At 67.6% G+C, this 24,060-nt stretch carries 17 protein-coding genes and 2 pseudogenes; 10 read left to right on the top strand and 9 right to left on the bottom strand.

The window, feature by feature from the left end:
• Positions 1 to 88: 88 nt before the first annotated feature.
• From ACWGKT_RS45755 to ACWGKT_RS45775, 5 genes and pseudogenes are all read right to left on the bottom strand, one after another.
• A pseudogene (locus tag ACWGKT_RS45755) lies at positions 89 to 1,343 on the bottom strand (IS30 family transposase); the annotation flags it as partial.
• Positions 1,294 to 1,980, bottom strand: coding sequence for an IS3 family transposase (locus ACWGKT_RS45760; RefSeq protein ID WP_453278384.1), 687 nt, complete (start codon positions 1,978 to 1,980; stop codon positions 1,294 to 1,296). The gene ACWGKT_RS45760 and the pseudogene ACWGKT_RS45755, both read right to left, overlap by 50 nt.
• On the bottom strand, positions 1,980 to 2,312 hold the full coding sequence (locus ACWGKT_RS45765; RefSeq protein WP_453278385.1) for a transposase: 333 nt from the start codon (positions 2,310 to 2,312) through the stop codon (positions 1,980 to 1,982). Before ACWGKT_RS45765 ends, ACWGKT_RS45760 begins: the two co-directional genes overlap by 1 nt.
• 150 nt (positions 2,313 to 2,462) lie before the next feature.
• Positions 2,463 to 3,149, bottom strand: a complete 687-nt coding sequence (locus tag ACWGKT_RS45770) for an IS3 family transposase (protein ID WP_453278398.1) — start codon at positions 3,147 to 3,149, stop codon at positions 2,463 to 2,465.
• A gap of 5 nt (positions 3,150 to 3,154) precedes the next feature.
• The gene (locus ACWGKT_RS45775) at positions 3,155 to 3,451 is read right to left on the bottom strand and encodes a transposase (RefSeq protein ID WP_453278386.1); all 297 of its coding nucleotides are present in this window, start codon (positions 3,449 to 3,451) and stop codon (positions 3,155 to 3,157) included.
• A gap of 207 nt (positions 3,452 to 3,658) precedes the next feature.
• Here ACWGKT_RS45775 and ACWGKT_RS45780 point away from each other — a divergent pair, with 207 nt between their 5' ends.
• From ACWGKT_RS45780 to ACWGKT_RS45795, 4 genes are all read left to right on the top strand, one after another.
• On the top strand, positions 3,659 to 5,614 hold the full coding sequence (locus ACWGKT_RS45780; RefSeq protein ID WP_453278387.1) for an AAA family ATPase: 1,956 nt from the start codon (positions 3,659 to 3,661) through the stop codon (positions 5,612 to 5,614).
• Positions 5,611 to 6,450: a hypothetical protein gene (locus ACWGKT_RS45785; RefSeq protein ID WP_453278388.1), complete on the top strand. Its 840-nt coding sequence runs from the start codon at positions 5,611 to 5,613 to the stop codon at positions 6,448 to 6,450. Before ACWGKT_RS45780 ends, ACWGKT_RS45785 begins: the two co-directional genes overlap by 4 nt.
• On the top strand, positions 6,443 to 9,313 hold the full coding sequence (locus tag ACWGKT_RS45790; protein WP_453278389.1) for a hypothetical protein: 2,871 nt from the start codon (positions 6,443 to 6,445) through the stop codon (positions 9,311 to 9,313). Before ACWGKT_RS45785 ends, ACWGKT_RS45790 begins: the two co-directional genes overlap by 8 nt.
• A 241-nt stretch (positions 9,314 to 9,554) precedes the next feature.
• Entirely contained in the window at positions 9,555 to 10,067 is a 513-nt protein-coding gene (locus tag ACWGKT_RS45795; protein ID WP_453278390.1) for a transposase family protein, read from the top strand.
• 82 nt (positions 10,068 to 10,149) lie between these two features.
• Here the strand turns inward: ACWGKT_RS45795 and ACWGKT_RS45800 are convergent, their stop codons facing one another.
• Together ACWGKT_RS45800 and ACWGKT_RS45805 are read right to left on the bottom strand one after the other, a co-directional pair.
• On the bottom strand, positions 10,150 to 10,590 hold the full coding sequence (locus ACWGKT_RS45800) for a DUF6262 family protein (RefSeq protein WP_453278391.1): 441 nt from the start codon (positions 10,588 to 10,590) through the stop codon (positions 10,150 to 10,152).
• Positions 10,580 to 10,783 carry a hypothetical protein gene (locus ACWGKT_RS45805; RefSeq protein ID WP_453278392.1) on the bottom strand — a complete coding sequence of 68 codons (204 nt, stop codon included), beginning with the start codon at positions 10,781 to 10,783 and terminating at the stop codon, positions 10,580 to 10,582. Before ACWGKT_RS45805 ends, ACWGKT_RS45800 begins: the two co-directional genes overlap by 11 nt.
• Positions 10,784 to 10,993: 210 nt before the next feature.
• Here ACWGKT_RS45805 and ACWGKT_RS45810 point away from each other — a divergent pair, with 210 nt between their 5' ends.
• Positions 10,994 to 12,118, top strand: a complete 1,125-nt coding sequence (locus ACWGKT_RS45810; RefSeq protein WP_453278393.1) for a tyrosine-type recombinase/integrase — start codon at positions 10,994 to 10,996, stop codon at positions 12,116 to 12,118.
• Positions 12,115 to 14,622, top strand: coding sequence for a tyrosine-type recombinase/integrase (locus ACWGKT_RS45815; protein WP_453278394.1), 2,508 nt, complete (start codon positions 12,115 to 12,117; stop codon positions 14,620 to 14,622). The genes ACWGKT_RS45810 and ACWGKT_RS45815 overlap by 4 nt, the downstream gene beginning before the upstream one ends.
• Positions 14,623 to 14,657: 35 nt before the next feature.
• Here the strand turns inward: ACWGKT_RS45815 and ACWGKT_RS45820 are convergent, their stop codons facing one another.
• Positions 14,658 to 15,485, bottom strand: a complete 828-nt coding sequence (locus tag ACWGKT_RS45820) for a class I SAM-dependent methyltransferase (protein ID WP_365694701.1) — start codon at positions 15,483 to 15,485, stop codon at positions 14,658 to 14,660.
• 148 nt (positions 15,486 to 15,633) lie between these two features.
• Positions 15,634 to 17,022 carry a tyrosine-type recombinase/integrase gene (locus ACWGKT_RS45825; protein WP_453278395.1) on the bottom strand — a complete coding sequence of 463 codons (1,389 nt, stop codon included), beginning with the start codon at positions 17,020 to 17,022 and terminating at the stop codon, positions 15,634 to 15,636.
• A gap of 396 nt (positions 17,023 to 17,418) precedes the next feature.
• Here ACWGKT_RS45825 and ACWGKT_RS45830 point away from each other — a divergent pair, with 396 nt between their 5' ends.
• The 4 genes and pseudogenes from ACWGKT_RS45830 to ACWGKT_RS45845 all read left to right on the top strand — a co-directional run bounded on the left by ACWGKT_RS45830 (position 17,419) and on the right by ACWGKT_RS45845 (position 23,950).
• Positions 17,419 to 18,615 (top strand): FAD-dependent oxidoreductase, encoded by a 1,197-nt coding sequence (locus tag ACWGKT_RS45830; RefSeq protein WP_453278399.1) that lies wholly within the window; start codon positions 17,419 to 17,421, stop codon positions 18,613 to 18,615.
• A gap of 336 nt (positions 18,616 to 18,951) precedes the next feature.
• Positions 18,952 to 19,953, top strand: a complete 1,002-nt coding sequence (locus ACWGKT_RS45835; RefSeq protein ID WP_453278396.1) for a hypothetical protein — start codon at positions 18,952 to 18,954, stop codon at positions 19,951 to 19,953.
• A gap of 141 nt (positions 19,954 to 20,094) precedes the next feature.
• Positions 20,095 to 23,430, top strand: a pseudogene (locus ACWGKT_RS45840) (polymorphic toxin-type HINT domain-containing protein); the annotation flags it as partial.
• Positions 23,431 to 23,698: 268 nt separating this feature from the next.
• Positions 23,699 to 23,950 carry a hypothetical protein gene (locus ACWGKT_RS45845; RefSeq protein WP_453278397.1) on the top strand — a complete coding sequence of 84 codons (252 nt, stop codon included), beginning with the start codon at positions 23,699 to 23,701 and terminating at the stop codon, positions 23,948 to 23,950.
• The last annotated feature ends 110 nt before the right edge of the window (positions 23,951 to 24,060 follow it).

Genomic DNA, 24,060 nt, shown 5'->3' on the forward strand with positions numbered 1-24,060 from the left:
GAAGTACTCGAGTCAGCCTGCCCGGCGTCCTGCGGCACGTTACGGGCGGCCAACCCGATCACGAACACCGCTACCCCAATACAAGTCGGAAGTACTGACGCAGCAGCCCGTTCGTGTTCTCGTTTGTGGGTCGCTGCCAGGGCGAGTGCGGATCGGCGAAAAACACCTTCGTCCCGGTCTCGAGCGCGAACTGGGCATGCCCGGAGAGTTCCTTCCCGCGGTCCCAGGTCAGGGTCTTGCGGAGCTGCTCGGGTAGCTTCGTCATCGACTCAGTCAGGGCAGTGTTCATCGCGACGGCGCCGTAACCGCCCAACGGCGGGCCGTTCTTCACCGGCGGCACCTCGCCCCAGCCCTCCATCCTCGGCAGATGCACCAGGAGTGTAGATCGGCTGCTGCGCTCGACGAGCGTGCCGATCGCGGACCGGCCCGTCCCAATGATCAGATCGCCTTCCCAATGCCCCGGGACCGCGCGGTCCTCGGCCTCTGCAGGACGTTCACTGAGGACGACATCCGCGGTGACATGCCCTTGCGGCTTGTTCCGTGACCTCGACCGAGGCTCTCGAAGTGCCCGCCCGGTGCGCAGGCAGGCGACCAGCTCCCGCTTGAGCGCACCACGGCCCTCGATGAACAGCGACTGGTAGATCGCCTCATGGCTGATGCGCATGGACTCATCCTCGGGGAAGTCGGCCTTCAACCGGTGCGAGATCTGTTCCGGGCTCCATGCTGTCGCCCACCGCCTGTCTTGCCGGTGCGGCTTGTTCAGCCCCTTCCACGGAGGCGTCTGCGGTCCCGCGACGACCGTCCCGTCAGGCCGGTGAACGTTCCCCGAAAGCCTCTCCTGCACGTACTCACGCAACCGGTCGTTGCCCAGGAGCTTCGCGCTCTTCGGGCGCTTGGCCGCCTGCTGAGCCTTCCACTGGGCGACCGTCGCGCGGTACTGCTGCTTGCCGCCGCGCGTGGCGGCGTTGCGGCGCAGCTCGCGAGAGATTGTCCCGGGGTCACGCCCCAGGGCGCGGGCGATCTCGCGCACGCCCTTGCTCGTCGCCCTGAGGATCGCAATCTCCTCGCGCTCCTCGAACGTGAGGTACCGGCCCGAGGGCTCGGCCAACGAGATCGGCGGCATGCCGCCAGCGTGACGAAACCACCTCGCAACCCACCGGCCACGACACGCCGACCGCCAGCGACGCCTCCACCGTCGTGACCCCCGTGGCGATCAGTCGCCAGAACTGGCGCTGCACGACCCGAGACGGATCAGGCCGCCCCGGCGAACGCATCGCCGGCCGCAACGCACGGTCAGCGCGCCACTGCCGACGCCGCCCCTCCGGAACATCGCTGGTCTTCAAACTCCAGTCCGCCGTGGCCACGCCGCACACCTCCGAGATCAGGGTGTTGCGACGACCGGTTGAATCCACCCTGCACTCCGTGATCGGAGTGGATGATGGTGCCACCCGGCCGCGGGGAGCGGCTGCCGATAGCCATGGCCAGGGCGTTGGTGGTCAGTGCCGCAGTGGGCGAGGCGTCGATCGACCAGCCCACCACGCGTCGCGAGAATGTGTCCAGGACAACCGCGCAGTACACCTTGCCCTCCAGAGTGGGGTGCTCGGTGATGTCGGTGACCCATAACTGGTCCCGGGCGTGACGGGTGAAGTTCCGCTCGACCAGGTCGGTGACGGACGGGGTCACGTGCTTGGCGCGGGGGCGCCGGTTACCGGGCAGGCCATGCAGGCCGGCGCGCTGCATCAGCAGTTCCACTGTGCCGTGGCTGACATGGATGCTCAGGCCCAGACCGAGCTCCGCGTGCACCCGGCGGGAGCCATAGGTGCCGCGTGAGGCGGTGTGGATGCCCACGATGGCCTCGGTCAGCCAGGCGTGCTTGACCAGTCGGTTCGACGGCGGCCGGTCCCGCCAGGCGTAGTACCCGGACTCGGCGACATGCAGCACCCGGCAGGCCAACTGCACCGGCAGGTGCTCACGAGCCATCACGCGGATTGCTTCGAACCGCCTTTTGGGGACGTCACCTCACCCAGCAGCTCGGCAGCCCGCCGGTGGATGGCCAACTCAGCCTCCAGCTCGGCGATACGCTTGCGGGCCGCAGTGAGTTCGGACAGGTCGCTGCTGTTCGTGCCGGGCAACTGCCCCGTATCGATGAGGTGCTGGCGACGCCAGACATAGATCGTCTGGTCGCTGATGCCGAGGAGTCGGGCGACCTCGGCGACCTTCCTTCCGGATGCGACGAGATCGAGAACCTTGCGGCGGAATTCGGGCGGATAGCTGCGGGGCATCATGGCCTCCGAAGGCTGCTGGATCGTCAATTGTCCAGCAACCCGACTCCATCAGAACCGGGGCATACCAACCCACTCGGCGGTGGCCAACTCGACCTGGGAGAGCGTCTTCCATGGCTGCTGGGGTTTGATCAACTCGGTCTTGAACAGACCGATCGTCGACTCCATCAGTCATACGCGTCACCGACGGATCCGATGCTCGCCGCGATGCCAGCGGCGTTTAGGTGCTCGGCGAGTTTGAACGATGTGTATTGGCCCGGCGTCGGAGTGGTGGATCAACTCGCCTGGCTGGACAGACCGTTGGTCGCGATCGCGTTGCCAGATGGCCATCTCCAGGGCGTCCAGGACAAAGACGGTCTCCTTCACGGTGGCCGCGGACCAGCCGACGATCCGGCGGGAGAAAGTGTCCACGACGAACGCGACATAGACGGTCGCGGACCAGGTCTTCACGTGAGTGAAGTCCGCCACCCAGCACCGGTTCGGAGCGGCGGCGACGAAGTCGCGGTCGACCAGATCGGGGGCCCGCTGGACCTGTCCGCCGGGGATCGTGGTGATGACGCGTTTGCCGCGCACCGCGCCCTGGATACCAAGCTCGCGCATCAGGCGCTCGACAGTACAGCGGGCCACCGCATGTCCCTGCCGGTTCAACTCGCGCCAGATCTTCCGGGCTCCGTAGACACGGTAGTTGGACGTATAGACGCCCTGGATCCTCTCCTTGAGTACCTCGTCGCGCACGGAACGGGCGGAGGGCGTTCGGAGGCGCTTCTTGTGGGCGTAGTACGTGGAAGGGGCGATCTTGCAGTCGTGTGCGGTGAGCGTCCTGCAGATCGGCTCGACCCCGCCGAAGCGGTCCCCGTGCTCGTCGATGAACGCTACGAGCGCGTGTGTGGCCGGTCGAGCTCGGCCGCGAAGAAACTCGCCGCGGCCTTCAGAATCTCGTTCGCCCGCTTCAGCTCGGCGTTCTCCTTCCTCAGCACCTTGAGCTGAGCGGACTCCTCCGTCGTCGTCCCCGGACGCTGCCCCGCATCGATCTCCTGCTGCTTCACCCAGTTCCGCAGCGTCTCGCGGGAGCCGATGCCGAGCTTGTCCGCGACCGCCTGCAAGGCGGCCGTCTCGTTCGGGTAGTCGTCGCGCACTTCGGCGACCATGCGCACCGCGGGGCGGTTCATACTGGTGTACCGCTGATTGGGTGCAGAGGGTTCACGCAGATGGTTCTACGGATCGGGCCTTCCGCTCTCGTTATCGTCCGGTCGACGGTTAGCATGGAGCCGACGTCAAGCCCCTGCGCCACGCGTATCCCGGGTTGACTCGGGCGGGGTGCACTTTAGAGCGTGATGGTGGGGGAGTCCTTGGACCGGAACCCGAGCGTGCTGCTTATGGGGGTCGGCACGTTCGGTTCGACTGTTCAGGACGACGAGGAGTCCCCGGTCGGCGCGCGTGGCTGGGACGAACTCCCGTTCGTCGCCGAGCTGGTGCCGAGGTTGGTCGTCGGCTACCAGCAGCTCTCGTACGCCGTGGACGTCCTTCACAATCCCGACCTGGCAGCGGTGGATCACGGTTGGCGCCGGGCGAGTAGCGAAGGATTCAGGATCGTCCACGTCATCTCGCATGGAACCACCACGCTTCCGGACGGACGGCGGACACCGGATCCCGAACCGCTGTTCATGGTCCCGTCGGACGGCGTGATCGGACCGGAGAGCGCGGTCGACCTGTGGGTGCGAAGCGCGCACCTCCGATCGGAGCCCATGCTGTTCGTGGTCGACCTCTGCCATGCTGGCCGGGCAGCCCGGATCGCGCAGCTGGCCAGAGCCTCGGACGAGGAACTTCACGCTTGGGTGATCGCCGCTACCAGTCCTGACCGCCCTGCTTTCAACGGTGCCTTCAGTGCGGCCGTGGCCGATGTCCTAGAGCAGATCGCCGCGAATGGCCTCGATACCGACCGGTCCCTGCGCTACGTGCTGTGGGACAAGGCGGTCCCCGCGATCCAGCGCAGGCTGCGCGAACTCGGCAGTAGCCAGTTGGTGCACTCCACCAGGGTCGACGTGGCACGTGAGCGGCACCTGCCCTTCTTCCCTAATCCGCGCTGGGTGGACAATCCTCAGTTGGAACGCGTCCGCACCATTGACCCGCCGGTGCGCGAGTTCGCCACCGATGTAGGGGCCGAGCACTTCATCGACAAGGTCGGTAACTACTTCGTCGGCCGCGACCGTCAGCTCGCCGAACTGGCTCCCTGGTTGGACGATCCGACCGGCGGCGGCCTCACCCTCGTCACGGGGGCGCCGGGCTGCGGCAAGTCTGCCCTTCTCGGAGCGATGGTGTGTGCCGGCCACGAGGAGGTCATCGAGGCGGTGCCGGAGATCCGCGCCTACCTCGCGGCCCAGCACCCGGACGGTGTCCCTTCGCCCAATCCTGCGCTCAGCGCGTTCCATGCCCGCAACCGCGGCCTCGACGCGGCTCTGGCCTCGCTGGTCGCACAGTGGCGACTGCCTCGCAGCACGGAACACCGCAGCGAGCCGTGGACCGTTGAAGAGCTGCTGGTGGCACTTCGGTCACTGTCGGAGCCACCTTCGCTGATCTTCGACGGCCTGGACGAGGCTGATGGACCCGAAGACCTGATGCGAGACCTGCTGATACCGCTGGCCTCCACCCTGCGCCCCGACGGCGTCCCGGTCTGCCGCCTGGTCGTCGGCACCCGTCGGTGGCCCCTGTTCCGCCCGCTGTTCGACCTGGCGGCCGCCGACGGTACCCTGGTGGACTTGGACGAAGTCTCCGACCAGGAGCTGCGCGAGGACCTCGCCAAGCATTTGACCCGCCATCTCGCGGACTTGCCGGCCTACCGCGGACCGGTCCAGCGGGCCGTCCGGAAGGCTCTGGCCGACAGCGTCGCCGATGCGCTCACCGAGGACGAGCACCGCATCCGAGAATGGGGGCCGTTCCTGGTCTCCCGGATCTTCGTCCGCGCGCTGGAATCGCTCGATGCCCCCCAGGACCCGCGGAGCGCCGCCCGCCTCGGCAAGAGCGTGCCGCTCACCCTGCCCGAGGTGCTGGAACTGGACCTGAGCCTCCAAGCGGACGGCCCCCGGCTCCGGGCCGTCCTGGCTGCGGTGGCCTGGGCCAAGGGTGAGGGATTCCCCACTGAGGCGGTCGCGGCTGTCGCCCCGGAATTCGACCCGGAGGTGACCGAGGACAACGTCCGGCAGCTCCTCGACACCGCCCACTTCTACCTGCGGACCGGTGCCGAGACCGACGGCTCCACCCTCTACCGGCTCTTCCACCAGGGCCTCGCAGACTACTTGAAGGCCCATCCCTATGCGATTGCGAGTGCGGAATGAAGATCGTGGGCATCCACGGCATCGGCAATCACCGTCCCGGTGAGACGGCCGAGTCCGCGCGCCGCAAACTGTCGACGATCTGGGCGCGCAGCCTGGGAGCGGACCCGTCCGCCGTCGAGGTCGTGTACTACGCCGACCTCCTGCGGGCACCCGGGCGGCAGAGCGACGACGACGGTCTGGACGGCCTCACCGACGCCGAGGCGGAGCTGCTGTCCCAGGTGCTGGCATCCATGCCCATCGGAGCCGGAGCGGTACCCCAGGGCCGGCTGACCTCCCTTCACCGCTCCTACCTCGCAGACCTCGCCGCCTCCTGGGCCTGCAGCGAACGGGTCATGGAATGGTTCATAGTGCGGTTCGTCAAAGAAGTCGCGGCGTACCAGGCCATGACTGCGGCGCGCGAAGCGGTACAGGCACGGCTGCGTACGACGCTGGAGCGCGTTCGGCCCGATGTGCTGATCGCCCATTCGCTCGGCAGCGTGGTCGCCTACGAGACACTCCACCTGCTCCCAGCCACCGTTCCGGTGCCGCTCTGGGTGACGCTCGGATCGCCACTCGCCCTGCCCAAGGCCGTCTTCGACCGGTTGACACCGGCACCGTCCGGTGGCCGCGGCGCCCGGCCGGCCGCCGTGCAACGCTGGGCGAACCTCGCTGACCGGGGCGACCTGGTCGCCATTCCCCCCAAGGGGATCTCACGCCGGTTCAGCCAAGTGGAGAGCGATAACGACTGCTCCATCCACGCCTTCGACTTCCACCTGGCCGCGAACTACCTGAAGACCAGCGAACTCGCCGCGCTCCTCGACACGGTCCAGGCAGAGGACGCAAACGACGATGAGTGACGACGTGTCGGCCGGGCCCGACATCGCGGAACGAGTCTTCCGCCGGTTGATGCAGCAGGTGCGCATCAGAGGCTTACGACGTTGGGACCATGCCTCCCCCTACCTTCAGCGGCACGCCGCCGAGCACGCGGAGGAGTGCGGCTACCTGCATCTACTCTTTCGGGACCTGGAGTTCTTGGTGCACGCCGACCCACGGTCGGTTCTCACCGCTGGCAGACTGCCGCACGTCGCCTCCGCCCGCCTGATGCTCGTCTACCAGGCATCCCTGGCCCGACACAGCAACGCGGGCCCGGATGCGCGCCGCCACATTCTGGCCGTCGACGCCCTGCGGTACGGGGGGCGGGCTGTCAGCGAGCAGCTCTACAACCCGCCGCACAGTGCACCGGCTCCCTGGCAGTGCCGCTGGTCCACCGCGCAGAACATCAGCTCCGCGCTGATCGGCACGCTGACCCGGACCAGTGAGCCGATCCGATCCGTGGCCATCGGAACGGTGGGCGAGTCGGACTTCGCGGTGACCGCAGGAGACGACCACACGGCCCATGTCTGGGATCTCGGCGAAGGCACCCTTCTACACGAACTCCGCGGCCATGCCGCGCCGTTGACCGCCCTCGCGGTCGGCGCCATGCCTCCAGTCCACGTGGTCACGGCAGACGCCCACGGCGACCTGCGCTGGTGGAATGCCCCGGCTGGCGAACTACTCGGCGAGATCACTGGCGCCCACGCGGGCGCGGTGACGGGCCTGCTGCTGGCCAAGGTGGACCGCGCTCCAGTCGCCGTGACCTGCGGCGCTGACCGAGCGGTCCGGAGCTGGGGGCTGCAGACCGGCCAACCCCGTCATCTCCTCGCGGAGGTGGCGTCCTCAGCCGCGCAAATGGCCGTGGTGTATGGCTGGGACGGTAAGCCGCTGGTCGTGATCGGTGACGGCGGCTGGGTGATCGCGGTCGACCTCACCACGGGCGAGGAGGTGAACCGCCTCTCGGCCGGTACCGATCCGGTGGTCGCCGTGGCGGCCTTCGACGACGAGGGGAGCCCGGTCGTGGTGCTCGCCACCGAGAACGGCCAGTGCCATGTGTGGGAGGTAGCCGATTCCGAGCCAGCCCTCGGTTGGTCGTGGCAGCACGGCACGGTTTCGGCGCTGTCCGTGATCGACGCGGGGGAGGAGACAGTCGCTGTCGTCGCCGGCGCGTCCGGGGCGATAGAAGTCCGGACAGTGAACGACGGCCAGTTGCTGCATACCTTCAAGCGTCACGACGGGCGGGTGACGGCCCTGGCCAGCAGCCTCGCCGGACCTGCGCCGACAGCTGCGTCAGGCCATCGCGACCTCTTGGAACGGAAGCGGTTACGGCCGCCGGACCGACGCTCGCAGATCCTCGCCGCCCTCTCCGGCAGGATGTTGCTGTCGGGTTCCGAGGACCGCACGCTCCAGGTGTGGAACCTCGGTGACGGCCGCCCGCTACACACCCTGACCGCCCACCAAGCGGCCGTACGCGCGATCGCCGTCACCAACTCGAAGGAGGGCGTGCCGCTTGTGGTCAGCTGTGGCGACGACGCGACTGGCCGGATCTGGCACCTGCCCCGCGGCCGCGGGATCACGGATGCCACCCGCGACCCCCAGAGCACCGAGGCCCTCGCGGCGGCCCGAGCAGGCGGGCGGATCCTGATCGCGACGGCCTGCGACGACCACCTGGTGCGGATCTTCGACGGCTCCGACGGCAAGGTTGAGAAGGCTTACACCGTGGGACGCCACGCAGTGACCGCGCTAGGCCTCGGTGCCACCGCTGGCGGTCCGGTCGTCGTCGCGGCCACCGCCGACGGTGCTCTCTCTGCCCGCCGCGCCGCTAGCGGCCAGGTGCTTTGGCGGCTGCCCCAATCCCCCAACCCGGTCGCGGCTTTGACTGTGGGCGGATCCGCCCGGCGGCCGGTGGTGGTCGTCCTCCGGGCCGACGGCCAGGTGCACGTCCACGAGCTGGGCAGCGGAACCCGGCGGACCCGCGGTCCGTACGCTGGCCCTGGCGCCATCGCGATCGCCACGGGCCGGATCCGGGAGAAGCCGGTCGCGGTCATCGGCCATCGCGACGGCCTGATCGATGTATGGGACCTGGCGTCCGGCCAGCTACGCCGGAGCTTCCGTACGGGCGCCGCGGAACTGACCGGCGTGGCCTTTGGCACGAGTAGGTCGTGCTGCCTCATCGCGTCTCGTCACACTGACAAGACCATCCGGGTCTGGGACGCCGACACCGGTCGCGCCACGGCCCGGTTCGGAAGTGACGGCGCGTCGGCGCCGATTGTCGGAACAGCCTCCGGTCGACAGGTCGTCATCGAGGTGGACACGGACGGTGCCGTGCAATTTTGGGACGCCAAGACGGGCGAACCCCGCGCCAACGTGTGGCTGCCGGAACGGGCGGTCGCCCTCGCCATGGCCGACGGCGTGCTGGCCGTCGGTTACGGACGGGAACTGGCCCTCCTGTCGGCCTGGGACGACCCGGGGCCGTGGCACGACGACTCACCGGAGCCGAAGACCGAGTCGGGCCGCGCGGGGCTGGCGGCCCGGGCACCCCGGACCGGCCGTGTGTCCCACCTCGACCTGGCGGTTCTTGTCACCCTTCAGCGGCGCGGGCCCCAGGACCGCGCCGAACTGAGAGAAGTACTCCACGCCAACTGGTCGATCAGGAAACTGAAGGACGCCCTGGTCGGACTGGAACGACGCGGCCTCGTCCATCAGGTCGCCGGCTCGGTCCGATACGAGCTGTCCGAAGCGGGCCGAGCGTTCCTCACCAGTGCGGATCCCGCGCGCCTCACCAGATCGGGCCCTCCTGTCCGGCTCCGTTCCTTAGCCGGAAGGATTCGCCGGGCGAGTCCATGACTCCGACGGTCTCTCGAGATGCGGCCGGGGAAGCGCCTTGCCGGGCGCGTGACCCTGGCTGGCTCACCCCTCAGACACGTGCGGGCATGTGTCGCGCTGCTGCTGGTAGCTCCCTGGCACACCGGTGCCCACAGCCGCCCAGAAGATGTGGACGATCGCGTTATTGGTTCTGGCCGCGATGCCGTGAATCCCCAGGTCATGGCGCGAGTGCGGGAACGTTTCTCGTGGGGATTGCCCAGGTATGGGGGCTGTGGGGGTTGAGGATGTGCTGTTTCCCGGGATCGATGTGTGTGTCACGGCGGTCCGTGTCGCCGCGGATGGGGTGGGCGTCGAGGCGTCGGCCTGCGGTTGGGCGCCGTCTTGTCCGGACTGTGGTTGTCCAGGGCGTCGCATCCACTCTCGCTATACACGCCGGCTGGCTGAACGCCCGGTGGTGGGACGGCGATTGGTGATCTCGCTGCAAGTGCGCCGGTTCTTCTGTGAGCGACGCACCTGCAATCGGCGAACCTTCGCCGAGCAGGTCCCGGACCTCACTGAACGGCAGCGGCGGCACAGCGTCGGCCTGCGCCGATGGATGCGAACCATCGCCACGTTCCTGGGCGGCCGCCCCGGTGAACGCCTGTGCCGAACACTGCAGTTACCGGCTGGCCGCACCCACCTGCTGGGCCTGCTCACCGCCCCGGCAGTGCCCGAGCAAGCGCCTCGGGTGCTGGGGGTCGACGAGTTCGCCTTCCGCAAGGTTATCTCGAGCTGATCGCATGTGTAGGGCTGTGACCTGCTCTGTCTCGTCGAGGACGGTGTCGTTGACGAGACAGAGCTGTTGTTCGTGGGTGGCGTCAGCAGGGGCCGATCGTGACGGAAGTGTGTCGTGGTGCGGTCGGTTCGTCGAGGACGGGGAGGCCAGCGGCTCGGAGTTGCCCGAGTGCGTGGGCGAGTTTGCGGCGGAGCCGCTGGTTGTCCTCGGTGAGGTCGCGGTTGCGGGCCAGGGCGATCTCCAGTCGTTGGGCGAGCGAGGCGTCACTGCCGCGTTGTCGAGCGGGCGCCTGCGTCGGCAGCGGGCGGCGGTCGAGGGCTCGCAGCCGTTCGATCTCGGCTCGGAGGTCGGGCTGGGTGTAGAGCCAGGACCGGGAGACCTCCGCGGCCCGCGCGACGGCTTCGAAGGTCACCGGGGCGCCGGCGATGTCGAGTTCGCGGAGGGCTCTGACGGTCTTGGCGCGGGTCAGCTCGTGGCGCTGGCGGGCCGAGACCGCGAGGTGGGAGCTGTTGTCAGCCCGCATCGGAAACCACCTCCTGTGTCGGGTTGTTGTCCTGGTCGAGTGCGGTGATGATGCGGTCGAGGTTGCCGAGGACCTGCTGGTTCATCTCGACGAGCCGCTGCTGGCCCCGTGCCTCGGCGGCCGTGACGATCTGGAGAACCTCCTCGCGTTGCCGCCGGTGTTGAGGCAGCAACTCCGGGGTCGTGATGAACATCGGGCAGGTCAGGCCCCGTTGACTGAACGAACTACGGGGATTGTGCAGTTCAGGGGGCAGATGGGGTCTTCGGTCGCTACGGTCACCGGTCGTGATGAACGATGCTCCCGGACGGGACCTGGCGGCACTGGTGGTTCCTCGGTGGGGCCGGCTGATGGAAACCGGCAACCGGTACGAGCCCTATCGGCTCCTCGATCCCACGGTGTGACCGTGGAGGCGGTCGCCGTCTACTTCCAGGAGTTGTTGGCCGCAGGGAAAGCTCCGTCGACGGTCCGCTCCTATGGGATGGATCTGCTTCGGTGGTGGCGTTTCCTGCAGGCACTGGACATTCCCTGGGACGGTGCGACCCGAGCGGAGGCCAGGGATTTCAGTCGCTGGATTCAGCTGGTGGTCAAGCCGAGACGGGGCAAGACGGCGGCTCGACGATCGGCCCAGGTCAGTGTCTCCCCGAACCCGGTGACTGGGAAGCCGTCGGCCGGGCCTGGCTACGCGCTGACTACCGTCGCGCACAGCGAGACGGTGTTGCGACGGTTCTACGACATCCACCGCGACGCGGGGTCCGGCCCGCTGCTCAACCCGTTCCCACTGGATCTGTCACGTCGCTCCGGCCGGGCGCACGCGCACCACAACCCGATGGACGGCTGGAAGCCCGAGCGGGTGGGGCGCTACCGGCCCAACCTTCCGCAGCGGATCCCGCGCTCGATTCCCGACGAGTGGTTCAACGAGCTGTTCGCTGCGCTGCCCTCCCACCGCGACCGGGCCCTGGTCGCGCTCTGGATCTCCACCGGAGTACGCGCATCGGAGCTGATCGGCATCCGCCAGCGCGACATCGACCCCGGCCAGCAGTTGATCAGTGTGGTGCGAAAGGGCTCGCGGGCGGTGCAGCAGGTGCCGGCGTCGGCGGACGCGTTCGTGTGGCTGCGCCTCTATCAGCAGGAGGTACACGGCGAGGTGCCACGCGGTCGCACCCAGCCGGTGTGGTGGACACGGCGGCGCCCGTTTCGGCCGCTGACCTATCACGGTGCACACCGAATGTTCGAGCGGGTCAACGCCTCGCTCGGCGCCGATTGGACCCTTCACGATCTACGACACAGTGCAGCCGTCCGCATGGTGCGCGACCCGAAGTTGACGTTGGCTGATGTGCAATGGGTGCTCGGACATGCGCATTTGTCCGCCACGGAGGTGTATCTGACGCCGCGCAAGGACGAAGTCGTGGCGGGGGTGCTGGCCCATCACGAGCGTCAGGCCCGTGAGCGCAGCCAGCCGGTGCCGCCGCCTCCGGCGCCGGGCTACAACCCAGCGTCGCTGGACGTCTTGTTCGGCCGGATGTCATGACCGCGGTTGTCAAACACGTGACGCGCAAGCCGTTGGAGGCCACGAATGCGACGGCGGAGCAGGCGCAGGCGAGGAACAGCTATCTGCGGGCGCGTTTTCCGGCCCGGGCGGAAGAGCTGTGGTGGCCGTACACGGCACAGCCTTTGGAGGAGACGCTGCGGCGGCTGACCGCGCCGCCATTCGACTCGGCGGCCAATGGGACCCGAGCCGGTCGTCGACGCGGGGTGGCCAAGCTGCTGCGCTGGCTGTCGAGCTTGCCGGGAGATACCTGGCAGCAACGGTGGAGGGCCAGCGGCGCGGAGGATCTCCCCGGTGCTGCCTGGGTGGATCTTCCGCTGCGGTGGCTGCGCGAGCGCGGTCACTCGCCGTCACATGACCGCGATGACTTGTCCTCGGGGCTGCTCATGCTGATCTGCGGGGACGTCATCCGACCTGGTCTGCCCTGGATGCTCACCCGCACCCATCGGTATCTCGCCTCCGTCATGGCCAAGGTCCGGGACCCCGACGGGTTCGCGCGCCTGCACCATCTGGCCGAGTCCGGGCCGGCGAGCTCGCGCAAGGACGCCCAGATCGCCGCGACACGCATCGCCACCCTGCTGGCCTGCAAGGGCGGACAGATCCGCGACATCGCGGTCGGCGACTGCGTGGAACTGGTCGACGCCCAGCGCCGGGTGCATGCCCGTGGCGGGCAGAAGAAGGTCGACTTCTATCTGCGGCTGCGCGCCCTGGGCATCTTCCCCGAGGACCCCCCGGCAACGATCCGGGCATTCGGTCTTGCCCTCGGCCAGTTGAGCATCGAAGAGCTGGTGGATCGCTACCGGATCCAGTGCCGGCCGGTTCGCGATCTGATCGTGGACTACCTGAGGGAGCGGCAGCCTGCGCTGGACTTCGCCAGCCTCGACGCGGTCTCGCGCACGCTCGCGGGACTGTTCTGGGCCCGGGTAGAAGCCCTGGCGCCGGGGATTGACTCGCTGCGGCTGCCACCAACCGTGGCCCGCGCCTGGAAGGAGGACTTGAAGGTCAAGAAGCGCACCGTCACCGGCCCCGACGGTAGCAGCATCGAGGTCTCCAGTCCGCGGCTCAATGCCAAGGACGAGCTCATGCGAGTGCGGGCCTTCTACCTCGACATCGCGCAGTGGGCGGCCGAGGAACCAGGCCGCTGGGCGCCATGGGCCGTGCCCTGGCCCATCAGCGACGACGAGATCCGCAAGGCGAAGGAACGCAGACGACGCAAAGCCCGGATGGACCAGCGCACGCGCGAGCGACTACCCGTCCTGCCCGTTCTGACCAGCACCGCCGACCGTCGGCGACGCGCGGCCGCCGACCTGCTCCAGGTGTCGAGGAACACCGAGCCCGGGGCGCTGATCCCCGGCACCGACGGGTCGCTGCGCAGAGCCATCGCCCCCACGGCGGCGGGCCACCTCACCTGGGCCGAAGAGACGGCATCCGGCGGACGGCGACGGAACCTGACCTACGAAGAAGAGGAGGCATTCTGGGCATTCGCCACGATCGAGGTCCTCCGTCTGACCGGCATCCGCAACGAGGAACTCCTGGAGCTGACGCACCACAGCGTCACCCAGTACCGGCTCCCGTCCACCGGCGAAGTCGTACCGCTGCTGCAGATCGCCCCGTCCAAGACCGACACCGAACGACTCCTCTTGGTCAGCCCGGAACTCGCGGACGTCCTCAGCGCCATCATCAGCCGCTTGCGCGGCCCCGACGGGGCGATACCGCTGGTGGCCTCCTACGACGTCCGCGAGAAGGTCTGGAACCCGCCGATGCCGCTGCTGTTCCAGCGCGATGTCGGCTCCGAACACCGCGCATTCACGCCAACCGCGATCCGAAAACTGCTGATCAACACCCTGTCCACCACCGGCCTGACCAGCGCCGACGGCGAGGCGCTTACCTTCTCGCCCCATGACTTCCGGAGGATCTTCGTCACCGACGCCATCATGAACGGCCTGCCGCCGCACATCGCCCAGGTGATCTGCGGGCACAGAAGCATCGAGACCACGATGGGGTACAAAGCGGTCTACCCTGCCGAGACGATCGAGGCCCACCGAGCGTTCATCGCCCGCCGCCGAGCCTCTCGCCCAGGCGAAGAATACCGAACCCCAACCGCGGAGGAGTGGGACTCCTTCCTGGCCCACTTCGAGAAACGCAAGGTGTCCATCGGCACCTGCGCACGCGCCTTCGGGTCTCCTTGTGTCCATGAACACGCCTGTGTCAGATGCTCACTCCTTCGACCCGACACGGCCCAAGGGGCACGGCTCGCCGACATCCGTGACAACCTGATCGCCCGCATCGCCGAGGCCGAGCGCGAAGGCTGGCTCGGCGAGGTGGAGGGCCTGCAGGTCAGCCTCGCCGGCGCCCAGGACAAGCTCGCGCAGCTCGATGCCGAGGCGACCCGCCGATCCAATACGGTCAGCCTCGGCATGCCGGCCCTCGGCCAGATCGCCCTCGGCAGGCGGGAGACGAAAGAGTCCTCTCCAACTGCTGACTAGGCCGCGGCCGGTAGTTCAGAGATCGGTCCCTGGCCTCACTCGGCGCGGCGTCCGACCCGCAGGACGCTCAGATAACGGCGTGATGCTCGATCGCCCATCCGCGTGCGGATGCGCTCGGCGATGGCGTCGAGAAGGGGCTCACGGACGTCGCGGTCGAGCCTCCGGTACAGCGACAACGAGCGAAGGTGATCGGCAAAGCCGTCCCCGTTGAACCACTGAACGGTTGGATACCAGCGCACGATCGTTGGGCCGAACAATCCCCCGGGATCGTCGACCAGGCCCCAACCCTCGTCGGTGGTGCGCACGTCGTCCTCCAGCGGCGGATGACCCCAGCCGGGGTTGCCGGGACAGAACCGCTCGTGCAGATCGGCGGTCTCGGCATACACCTCCGGTTCTCCCGGCCGACGGACAACGACGTGGCCGAGCAGCGCCATCCAACCCCCGGGAGAGAGCACGGCGTGCGCCCGCTGCCAGCCAATCGACGGGTCGACCCAGTGCCAAGACGATGCAGCCACGAGAACATCGAAGCGTCGACCGCGGTCGTCCCACTCCTCAAATGTCGACGTCTCGACTTCGACGTTGTGAAAGGAGGCGATCCGCTGGCGAGCGAGTGCGGCCATGTCCGTGCCCGGCTCAACGGCGGTCACTGAGCATCCGAGCGCTGCCAGCGTGCGCGTCGCCTGACCGGTACCGCAGCCCACCTCCAGCACCGACGACCTTTCGTCCATGCCGGTGATGGCGCCAAGGTCCGCGAACAGTTCGTCGGGGTATCCCGGCCGGACCCGGTCGTAGAGTTCCGGCACCTCGTTGAATACTCGGCCGAGATCGTGTCGATTCGGGCGCATCTGCGGATCATCAGTCACGAACGCACAAGCTACGAGGCTCGTCCACGCAGAGCCACTGGTTTACCGGCAGCCGCTGACCCGCTGCCGCCGGTAGTTCAGAGAAGCAGGCGTTCGCATGCGGACAGGTCTTGATCACCGGCAGACCGCAGTAGCCGTTGGGCAGGGCCTAGGTGGCGCGGCCGACGCGCTGCTTGGCCCAAGCGGCCTTGGCGAGCGGACCATCGGGGTCGAGCGTGACTCTCTCACCGTTGATGTCGACCTTGCGGGCCTTCTCCCAGTGCCGGCGGACGGTGGTGTCGTGCAGCCGGGCGTAGTGGGCGGTCATCTCGTGCGAGTCGTGGTCGAGGATCTTGCGTACGACTTTTTGTGGGACGTCTCGGTTGATCAGCCGGGTGCCCAGGGTGTGCCGCCACTGGTGCGGGGTCAGGTGGACGGGGCGGCCGTGCTCGTCGCGGACGTCGCAGCGTTCCAGCCAGGGCGTGAGGACCTGGCGGTAGGTGTCGCCGTTCATCGGCTCGGTGCCGTGGACGTTCTTCAGCTTCCTGGGGAAGAGCACCGGGATGCCGGACGGCCAGCGTTCGAGAAGCCGTTGCTGCTGGTCGCGGATGTCCTGCTGGAGTTCTTCGTCGATCGGGACGAGGGCCTCGCGGTTCATCTTGTGGTTGAGGTAGCGCAGGTAGGGGGCGCCGTCGGCGTCGTGCGCGAGGCCGTCGAAGGGCAGCCGGGTGGTGTCCTTCAGACGGAGTCCGCAGCGCATCAGGATGAGGGTGATGAGCCGGTAGGCGGGGTCCTGCCAGCGGTCGAGGTTCGCCGGGTCCTCGACCTGGGCCATGACGTGCTCGGCCAGGGCCCTCGGCAGGCGCTTGGTCTCGCGCGGGACGTCCTCGGTGAACAGCACCGCGTCCGTGGGCAGGGTCGTGTCCCAGCGGTGACGGCGGATGTCGGTGAGGAAGATGCCGAGTTGGCCGCTGATCCGCTGGTGGTGGTGTGTGCTGCCGCCCAGGCCGTGCAGCTCGGCGAGGTAGCGTTCCAGCACTGCCCGGTTGACCTTCGCCAGGCCGGTGATGCCGAGTTCAGGGCGGGCGAGGAAGGCAGCGAAGCGAGTGACGGATGCGAGTCCGGCCCCGACGGTGCCGAGGCTGAGTCCGCAGGTCAGGCGCCATCGCGTCCAGCGTTTGGCGAGCTCTTTGAGCCAGGGCCGTTCGATCGCGGTGAAGTGCAGGTGGGCCAGGGTGCCGGTGATGCCGAGGTTGCGCAGGCGCCAGACGTCTCGGGGGAATTCAACGTCCCAGCCGGCGCCGTAGTACAGGTTCTCCACTTCTCGACGGGCATAGGCGAGGAAGGCGCTGGACGCCTTGCGGGCGCCGGGGGCCGTCCGCAGCCGCTCATGCCAGAGCTCCTCCGACCACTCCAGCAGGGAGTTCATGCCGGTGGCGGCCAGGACGTTGATCGAGTGCCGGGCCAACTTGGGTGTGAGCCGGGCCTGTTGTTCGTCGCGGCGCTGTTGCAGGACGACCCGGACGGCGACAGCCCCGGAGACGCGCTGCGGGCGCATGACTCTCTGGCAGATGGATACGGCGTCAAGGGTACGCTGATCTGGTATGACGCGGGTGGCGCCCTGCATGACGAGCGTACGTCTTCGACTTACGGACACCCCTACCCCTACACGACGCCGTGGAATACCGGGAACCTGAGGGAAGGGTCTGCAGAAGCCGCCGACAGGGGCAGCTTCTTCGGCTCGCCTCGCTCTCCTTGCGCTACCCGACAGCCGTTCCCACACCTCGCTCTGGGGCAGCTCGCAACCCTGCCGTCTGATCACCGTGGGCCGACGTGTCCCGGAACGCCGCGGCGCTGTCACTGGCCATCGGTAGCGTGACCGCCGTGATGGTGGGCACCGAAGAAACCCGGCTGATCGTGCTGCGCGGCAATACCGCCTCCGGGAAGGGCGTTTCTGCGCACGTCGTGGTCGACCGACCCGTTCGCCCGCTGCTCCTACTCCTATCTTGCGCCCAGTGCTCTGGGGAGCGGGGCGCGTACCCTGCTCGCCGCGCCGGTGGCCGGTCGGTTGCACTTCGCTGGCGAGGCCACCTCCTCCGAAGCGCCCTCCACTGCGCACGGAGCCCTGGAGAGCGGACGCCGGGCAGCCTCGGAGATCATCGACAACGCTGAAGCCGGCGAGCACATCGTGATCATCGGGGCCGGGTTCGCGGGGCTGGGGTGCGCACGCGCCTTGGCCGACGAGGGCTTCGAGGTGACCATTCTCGAGGGCCGCGACCGGGTCGGCGGCCGCATCTGGACGCGACGTCTGGCGGGCGTGCCGGCCGAGATGGGCGCCTCTTGGATCCACGGCTCCAAGGGCAACGCAATGACCAGGGTTCTCAAGGAAACCGGCGACGCGAGCTACACGTTCGACTACGACAACTCCACTGGCGGCGACGAGCACGCGGAGGAAGAACTCGCTGGCTACGAGGAGCGGTTGGAAGACACCGAAGACCCCGACACGGCCACCGTCGCCTCGGTCATGCCCAGAAAGCCCTCCGCCGCGCTGCGGACCGCCCTGACCATCAACTACGCCTGTGAGTACGCCGCCGAGCCTGACCGCTTCGCGGTGACCGCCACCCTCGAAGGACGCGACCTCAAAGGCCCCGACCTGCTCCTACCAGGCGGCTACAACCGGTTGATTGACACGGTCCGCGACGGGCTCCCGGTACGCACGGAAGGGGTCGTCAGCGGCGTGCGCTACGACACCGATGGGGTGTCGGTGACGCTGGAAGGCGGCGAGACCATCAAGGCCGACCAGGTAGTGGTGACCGTTCCCATCGGTGTCCTCAAGGCCGGGACCATCCATTTCGAGCCCGCCTTGCCCGACGCGAAACAAGAAGCCATCACTGCGCTTGGAGCCGGGCTTCTGGACAAGCTGTGGCTCGAGTTTCCCACGATCTTCTGGGACCTTGAGGTCGACGTCATCGAGTGGTACGACCCCGAAAACCCGGGCCAGTGGCCCTGGTGGGTCAACGGATACAAGGTCTTCGGGAAGCCGGTCCTACTCGGCCTGAACGGCGGCGACCACGCACACGCACTCGCCCACGCCTCCGACGACACCGTCGTCGACAGCGCCATGACGGCCCTGCACCACATGCACGCCTGATCGCCTTTCGCCTCAACGCAACCGGGTGTACTTGCGGCCGTAACTGCACACGGGGGAGTTTGAGCATTGGCGTCCCCAGACCCGGTGCGGGCGAACGTGCCGTGGCCCGAGCCCGGAACGGGCGGGCCAGCAGTGAGACGGACGCCGCAGAGCGCCTGGTGGATGTCTTTTGGCAGCCGCGTTGCCTGCGGGTGGGAGTCGCGATCGACTGCGACAACCCCGGGGCGCTGTCGCGGCATTGCCGCCCCGGGCGGTTGCCCCATAAGTTCGCCCGGGGGAACACGGGCGCACCAGGTGTTCCGATGACGTGTTCCGACTGAAGAGAGCGTGTCCGCAATGTCTGATAGTGAAACCCGTGTGCTGGACCTGCGATTCGAGTCGGAGCAGCCAGCCGGCGTCCTCGCGGGGCACGCCGTGATCGTGGTGCGGCCCCCGGCCGATCTCGCCCCCGCGTCCGATGCCGCCTTGCGGTTGCGTCTGTTCCGCGCTCGCATCACCTCACTGCGCCGCCGGTTGCCACCCTCGTCGTTTCCGTCGCCGGGCGGCCGGTGGGAGGACATGACCACACGCATGCGTGCGGAGTCGTCGCACGTCCTCCACTGTCCGCTCGATGCCGGGTCACCTGCCGGCGATCCCTTGGAGTACCACCTCAGGTGGGAGATGGATCCGTCGGACCAGGATGCCGGGGCTGTGGGGGAGGTGCGGTCCCTGTTCGACGTCCGCCTCCTGGTCCGCCACCGCGACACTGGCGACATGGTCCTTGCCGCGGGACACATCACAGCGGCCTGGGACGCACCCGATCCCGTCAGGGACCTGGCACAACTGGCCCACCTCGGCGCCCACGGCTGTCTGCCCCGGCCGCTGGCCGACGCCATCACAGACCTGGTCCGCGCCAACGGGGAGCTGGTGCCCTGGTGTCAGTACTGCGCGCTGGGCTGGGAGCTGGAGGTGCTGACGTGCGCCGATCGCGTGCGGGATCTGGCCGAGCACCACGACGCAACGGACGTCGCCGTCCTCTTGGCCCGATGGGATTTGGGCGCGGGTCCCGACTACCCCGGCCGCTCCCGCTACCATCCCTGCCGCTGCCAACGCCTTCGTCTGGGGGCGCACCCGGACGCAGCAGAGGAGTGGCGGGCGGAGACGGGTGACGTGTGGTGGACGGAGGGCCAGGCCCGGCCACCCGAGAGGGTGTCGAGGCCCGATTGCGGGAGCAGGTCGACGCCGCCCGGTTCCGGCACCTCGCGCACCGGTACCGGAGCCTCGGCGGCATCTGACACGGCGGCCGGAAACCGGCCCGCCACGGCCCTGTGCGGCTCACCGACAACCGCTGTCCGATGATTCCCGAGGCATCAGGTGGCCCCTCCGTCCGTCCGCAGGTCAGATGCCAGGTGGGTGGGTAGATCGACAGAGCAGGTTTGTCCCATGCCTCAGTAGGAGGTGGGGAGGTTCAAAGATCCCCATCAGCCGCTCCGTGCAGCCTCTCTCCCGCTGACCGTCACCGATCCCAACGGCCGGGTGACCCGCAGCGAGTACGACGCCCTCGGCCGCCTGGTGAAGGGCTGGTCACCATCCCGCTCCTCGAACGGCAAGTCCCCGAACATCGTCATCGACTACCAGCCGGCCATCGCGACGACCAGCGAGAACCGACCGGCTGCCATGACGGTCAGCACGCTCAAGGACGACGGCTCCTACGCCCGCGAAGTCACCCTCTACGACGGCCTGATGCGCGAGGTCCAGAAGCAGTCCGAAGCCCACGGCCCCGGTCGGATCATCGTGGACACCGACTATGACGACCACGGACTGGTCTTCGAGCAGACCGGGGCCTATTTGGCGAAGGCCGAGCCGGAGCCGAAGCTCTTCGCCCCCAGGTCGACGTCTCTGATCCCGAGTTCGACCAAGCACCGTTACGACGGCGTGGAGCGCGAGGTCAGCTCGTCCGTCTACCACAGCGGTGACTACAAGTACGCGACCTACACCGCGTACAACTTGACCAGCACCTACGTGGACCCCCCGGGTTCGACGGCACCGAAGACCCGGACCTACTACGACGCCTTCGGCCGGGTCACGTCGATCAAGCACTACAGCAATGACGCCGAAGACTCGAGCACGGGGCGCACCACCACGTACGAGTACGACTCGCGCGGCAACCGGAACAAGGTCACCGACCCCGCTGGCAATGTCTGGTCCTACGTGTTCGACGCTCGCGGTCGGGTGAAGTCCGCGAGCGACCCCGACACGGGTACCACCGAAACCTGGTACGACGCCGCGGACCGTCCCAACCGCGTGAAGAGCGCGCGCGGACAGGAGATCTTCACGGAGTACGACCCCCTCGGGCGCGTCACCTACGTACGGCAAGGCTCCAGCACCGCCACCCCCGTCAAGGAGTACACCTACGACGACGCGGCCGGCGGCATCGGACAGCCGTCCAGCTCCAAGCGGCACACCGACAACGGCGACTACATCAACCGCGTCACCGGCTACGACGCCGAATACCATCCCACCGGCAGCGAGACGGTCATCCCGGCCAACTCGATGACGACGGGACTGGCCGGCACGTACGCCTACTCGTACACCTACACACCGACGGGCAAGCCGCAGTCGGTCACGGTGCCGCCCGTCGGCGGACTGGCACAGGAAAAGATCGTCACCCGCTACAACGCCGACGGCCTGCCGGAGTCGACGTCGGGCCTGACCTGGTACACGGCCGACGCCACGTACTCCCCCTACGGCGAGGTGCTGCGCACGGTCTCCGGCTCCCAGCCCTACCGCGTCTGGACGACGAACTTCGTCGACCCGCACACGGGCCACCTCGAGCGCACGGTCGCTGACCGCGAAACGGACGGCCCGCACCGCATCACCGACAGCTACTACTCCTACGACGCATCCGGCACGATCACCTCCAACGCCCGCCAGCTGAGCGAGTCGACGGGCAACACCTGGGACACCCAGTGCTTCACCTACGACGCGATGGGCGAGCTGGTGCACGCCTGGACGTCGAACATCACGCCGAACGGCAACGGCACCGGCTGCAAGGCCTCGAACGGAAGGACCTGGGGCCCTCGCACCGACTACGCCGCATCCTCCGGCCCGGTGACCGATGCCCCGGACGAGGCGACCGACACCTCGACTCCGGACTCCTCCCTGACCTCCTCGCTCTCGGCGGCGGCCCCGGACACGACGACGGTGTCCACCGGCGCAGCGGTCTACCGCCAGTCGTACACCTACGACTGGCTCGGCAACCGGGCGACGATGACCGAGCACGACACGGCGGACTCGACGAAGAACGTCAAGTTCACCTACGGCTACGGCAAGACGGTCGCCGCGACAGGCACGACCCCGGCGTACAAGGGCTCGACTCTGTACCTCGGCGAAACGGAGGTCACGACAGACTCCACCGGCACGATCACCCGGGCCTCCCGCTCCTACACCCAGGCCGGCGCCCCCACGGTGGTCCGCACCGCGAGCAACGGCGCGACCACGGGCCATAAGCTCAACGTGCTGATCGCCGACCACTTGGGCACGGCGAACACATCCGTGGAGTTGTCGAGCGGTCAGCCGGTCACCCGCCGCACCTTCAAGCCGAACGGCGAGGTACGCGGGACCAAGCCGACGATCTGGCCCAACAAGCGCAGCTACCTGGGCGTGGGAATCGACGACGCTGCCACCGGCCTCACCCACATCGGTGCCCGCGAGTACGACCAGAACTCCGGCCGCTTCCTGTCCGCCGACCCGGTCATGGACATCGCTGACCCGCTCCAGATGAACGGCTACGCGTACGGCAACAACAGCCCGGTGAGCGAGAGCGACCCGACGGGCCTGTGTCCCGTCGACCTTTGCGGAGGCGGGGAAGGCAAGGGCGGCTCCACCACCGGTGAGGTGACCAAGCCGGCCAAGTCGAGCCCGGTCTATCAGCCGCTCCCGTATGACCACGTGGTGGCCGACACCGGCAAGCGACAGATCTTCCCCGGTGTTTACATCCCTGTCCATTTCAAGAACTGGCAGAAGGTACGCGACCGCTTCTACCAGCTCTGGATGACCACCATGAGCACGAACGGGTGGACGCCGCAGTACCTTCAGGACCCGTCCAACCCGGACCAGCAGGCACAGGTCCAACTCTGGCTGTGGAACGCCTGCAGGGCAGGAAAGGCCTGCCCGAAGGGCACGACGTCAAGCTTCATGCAGGTCACTGCTGGTGGCTTCTTCGCCTTCGGCTGGGGTGAGGGGGAACGTCTGGGAGGCCCGGGAGGCCGCTCGGGGCGTGGACTCAAGGGCGCTCTCGGCGGCTGCAACAAGTGCTTCCTCGCCGGCACCGACGTCCTCATGGCGGACGGGACGACCAAGAACATCGAGGACGTCAAACTCGGCGACCGGGTCAAGGCCACCGACCCGAAGACCGGGAAAACGAAGTCCCGCAAGGTGACTCGGCTCATCCGCACCGAGGGCGACAAGTACTTCAACGAGCTGTCCATCGCAACCAAGAACGGCATCGAAATGCTCACCGCAACACACGAGCACCCGTTCTGGTCCCCCTCCCAGCACGACTGGATCCCGGCTGGAAAACTCCGGCCCGGCATGACACTGCGAACTGACACCGGTGCCACCGTTGTGGTTGTCGGCAACCGGACCTACACCCGCCATGCCCGCACGTACAACCTCACGGTTGAAGGTCTCCACACGTACTATGTGCTGGCGGGCGAGACTCCGGTACTCGTTCACAATTCCGGCGGTTGCCCCACTCTGGACTTGGATTTCGCTTCTAGCTCGGGTCGGAAGCTGGACCCCAAGGATTCGAGGGGTGAGTTTGAGTTGGCTGGCAATGCACTCGCAAAGCATGCGGGACGCAAAACGAACACCGGGCAGTGGCCCATCCCTTCCGGGAAGCAGAATCCAGAGGCTTGGAATGCACTTGGCCGGGACGTATTGGACGACATCTTGACTCACCCTGGTTCTGTCACCACGCGGGATTACGGCAGGATCGGCGGGGTCTGGCAGGACACCATCGATGTCCGTCTCCCCAACGGGGGCATAGGCGCCCGGTTCTCGGTGGACGGCAAGTTCTCCGGGTTCCTAGATTGACCGAAGGGTGAGCGAGATGAGAGAAGTCTTTAACGGCGGCGAAATTGAAGTGGTCGATTTTGACGATGTCACTTCAGGGGAGCATGTGATTGAGTTTCAAGACCCTTCCTGGCGTTCAAACGAAGCGGTCATCGCTGTCTCAGTTCCGGACGGCGGAACATGGAGCGATGCGGTTGTGAGTGTTAATCCTCACAGGGGTGACGTTCCGGTTTCGTTTGTGATCTGGGCAATCGGTGTTGCTGAGGAGAGAATGCGCTGAAGGTCGCGCAGAGGCCCCGTGCGGAGACAAGCCGGAAACGGGCGCCAGGGTCTTATAAAAAAAAAAAACACCCCCAAAAATTTAAATATAAAGGATTAACTGTATTTTAT

The organism is Streptomyces sp. NPDC054794 (assembly GCF_053611585.1).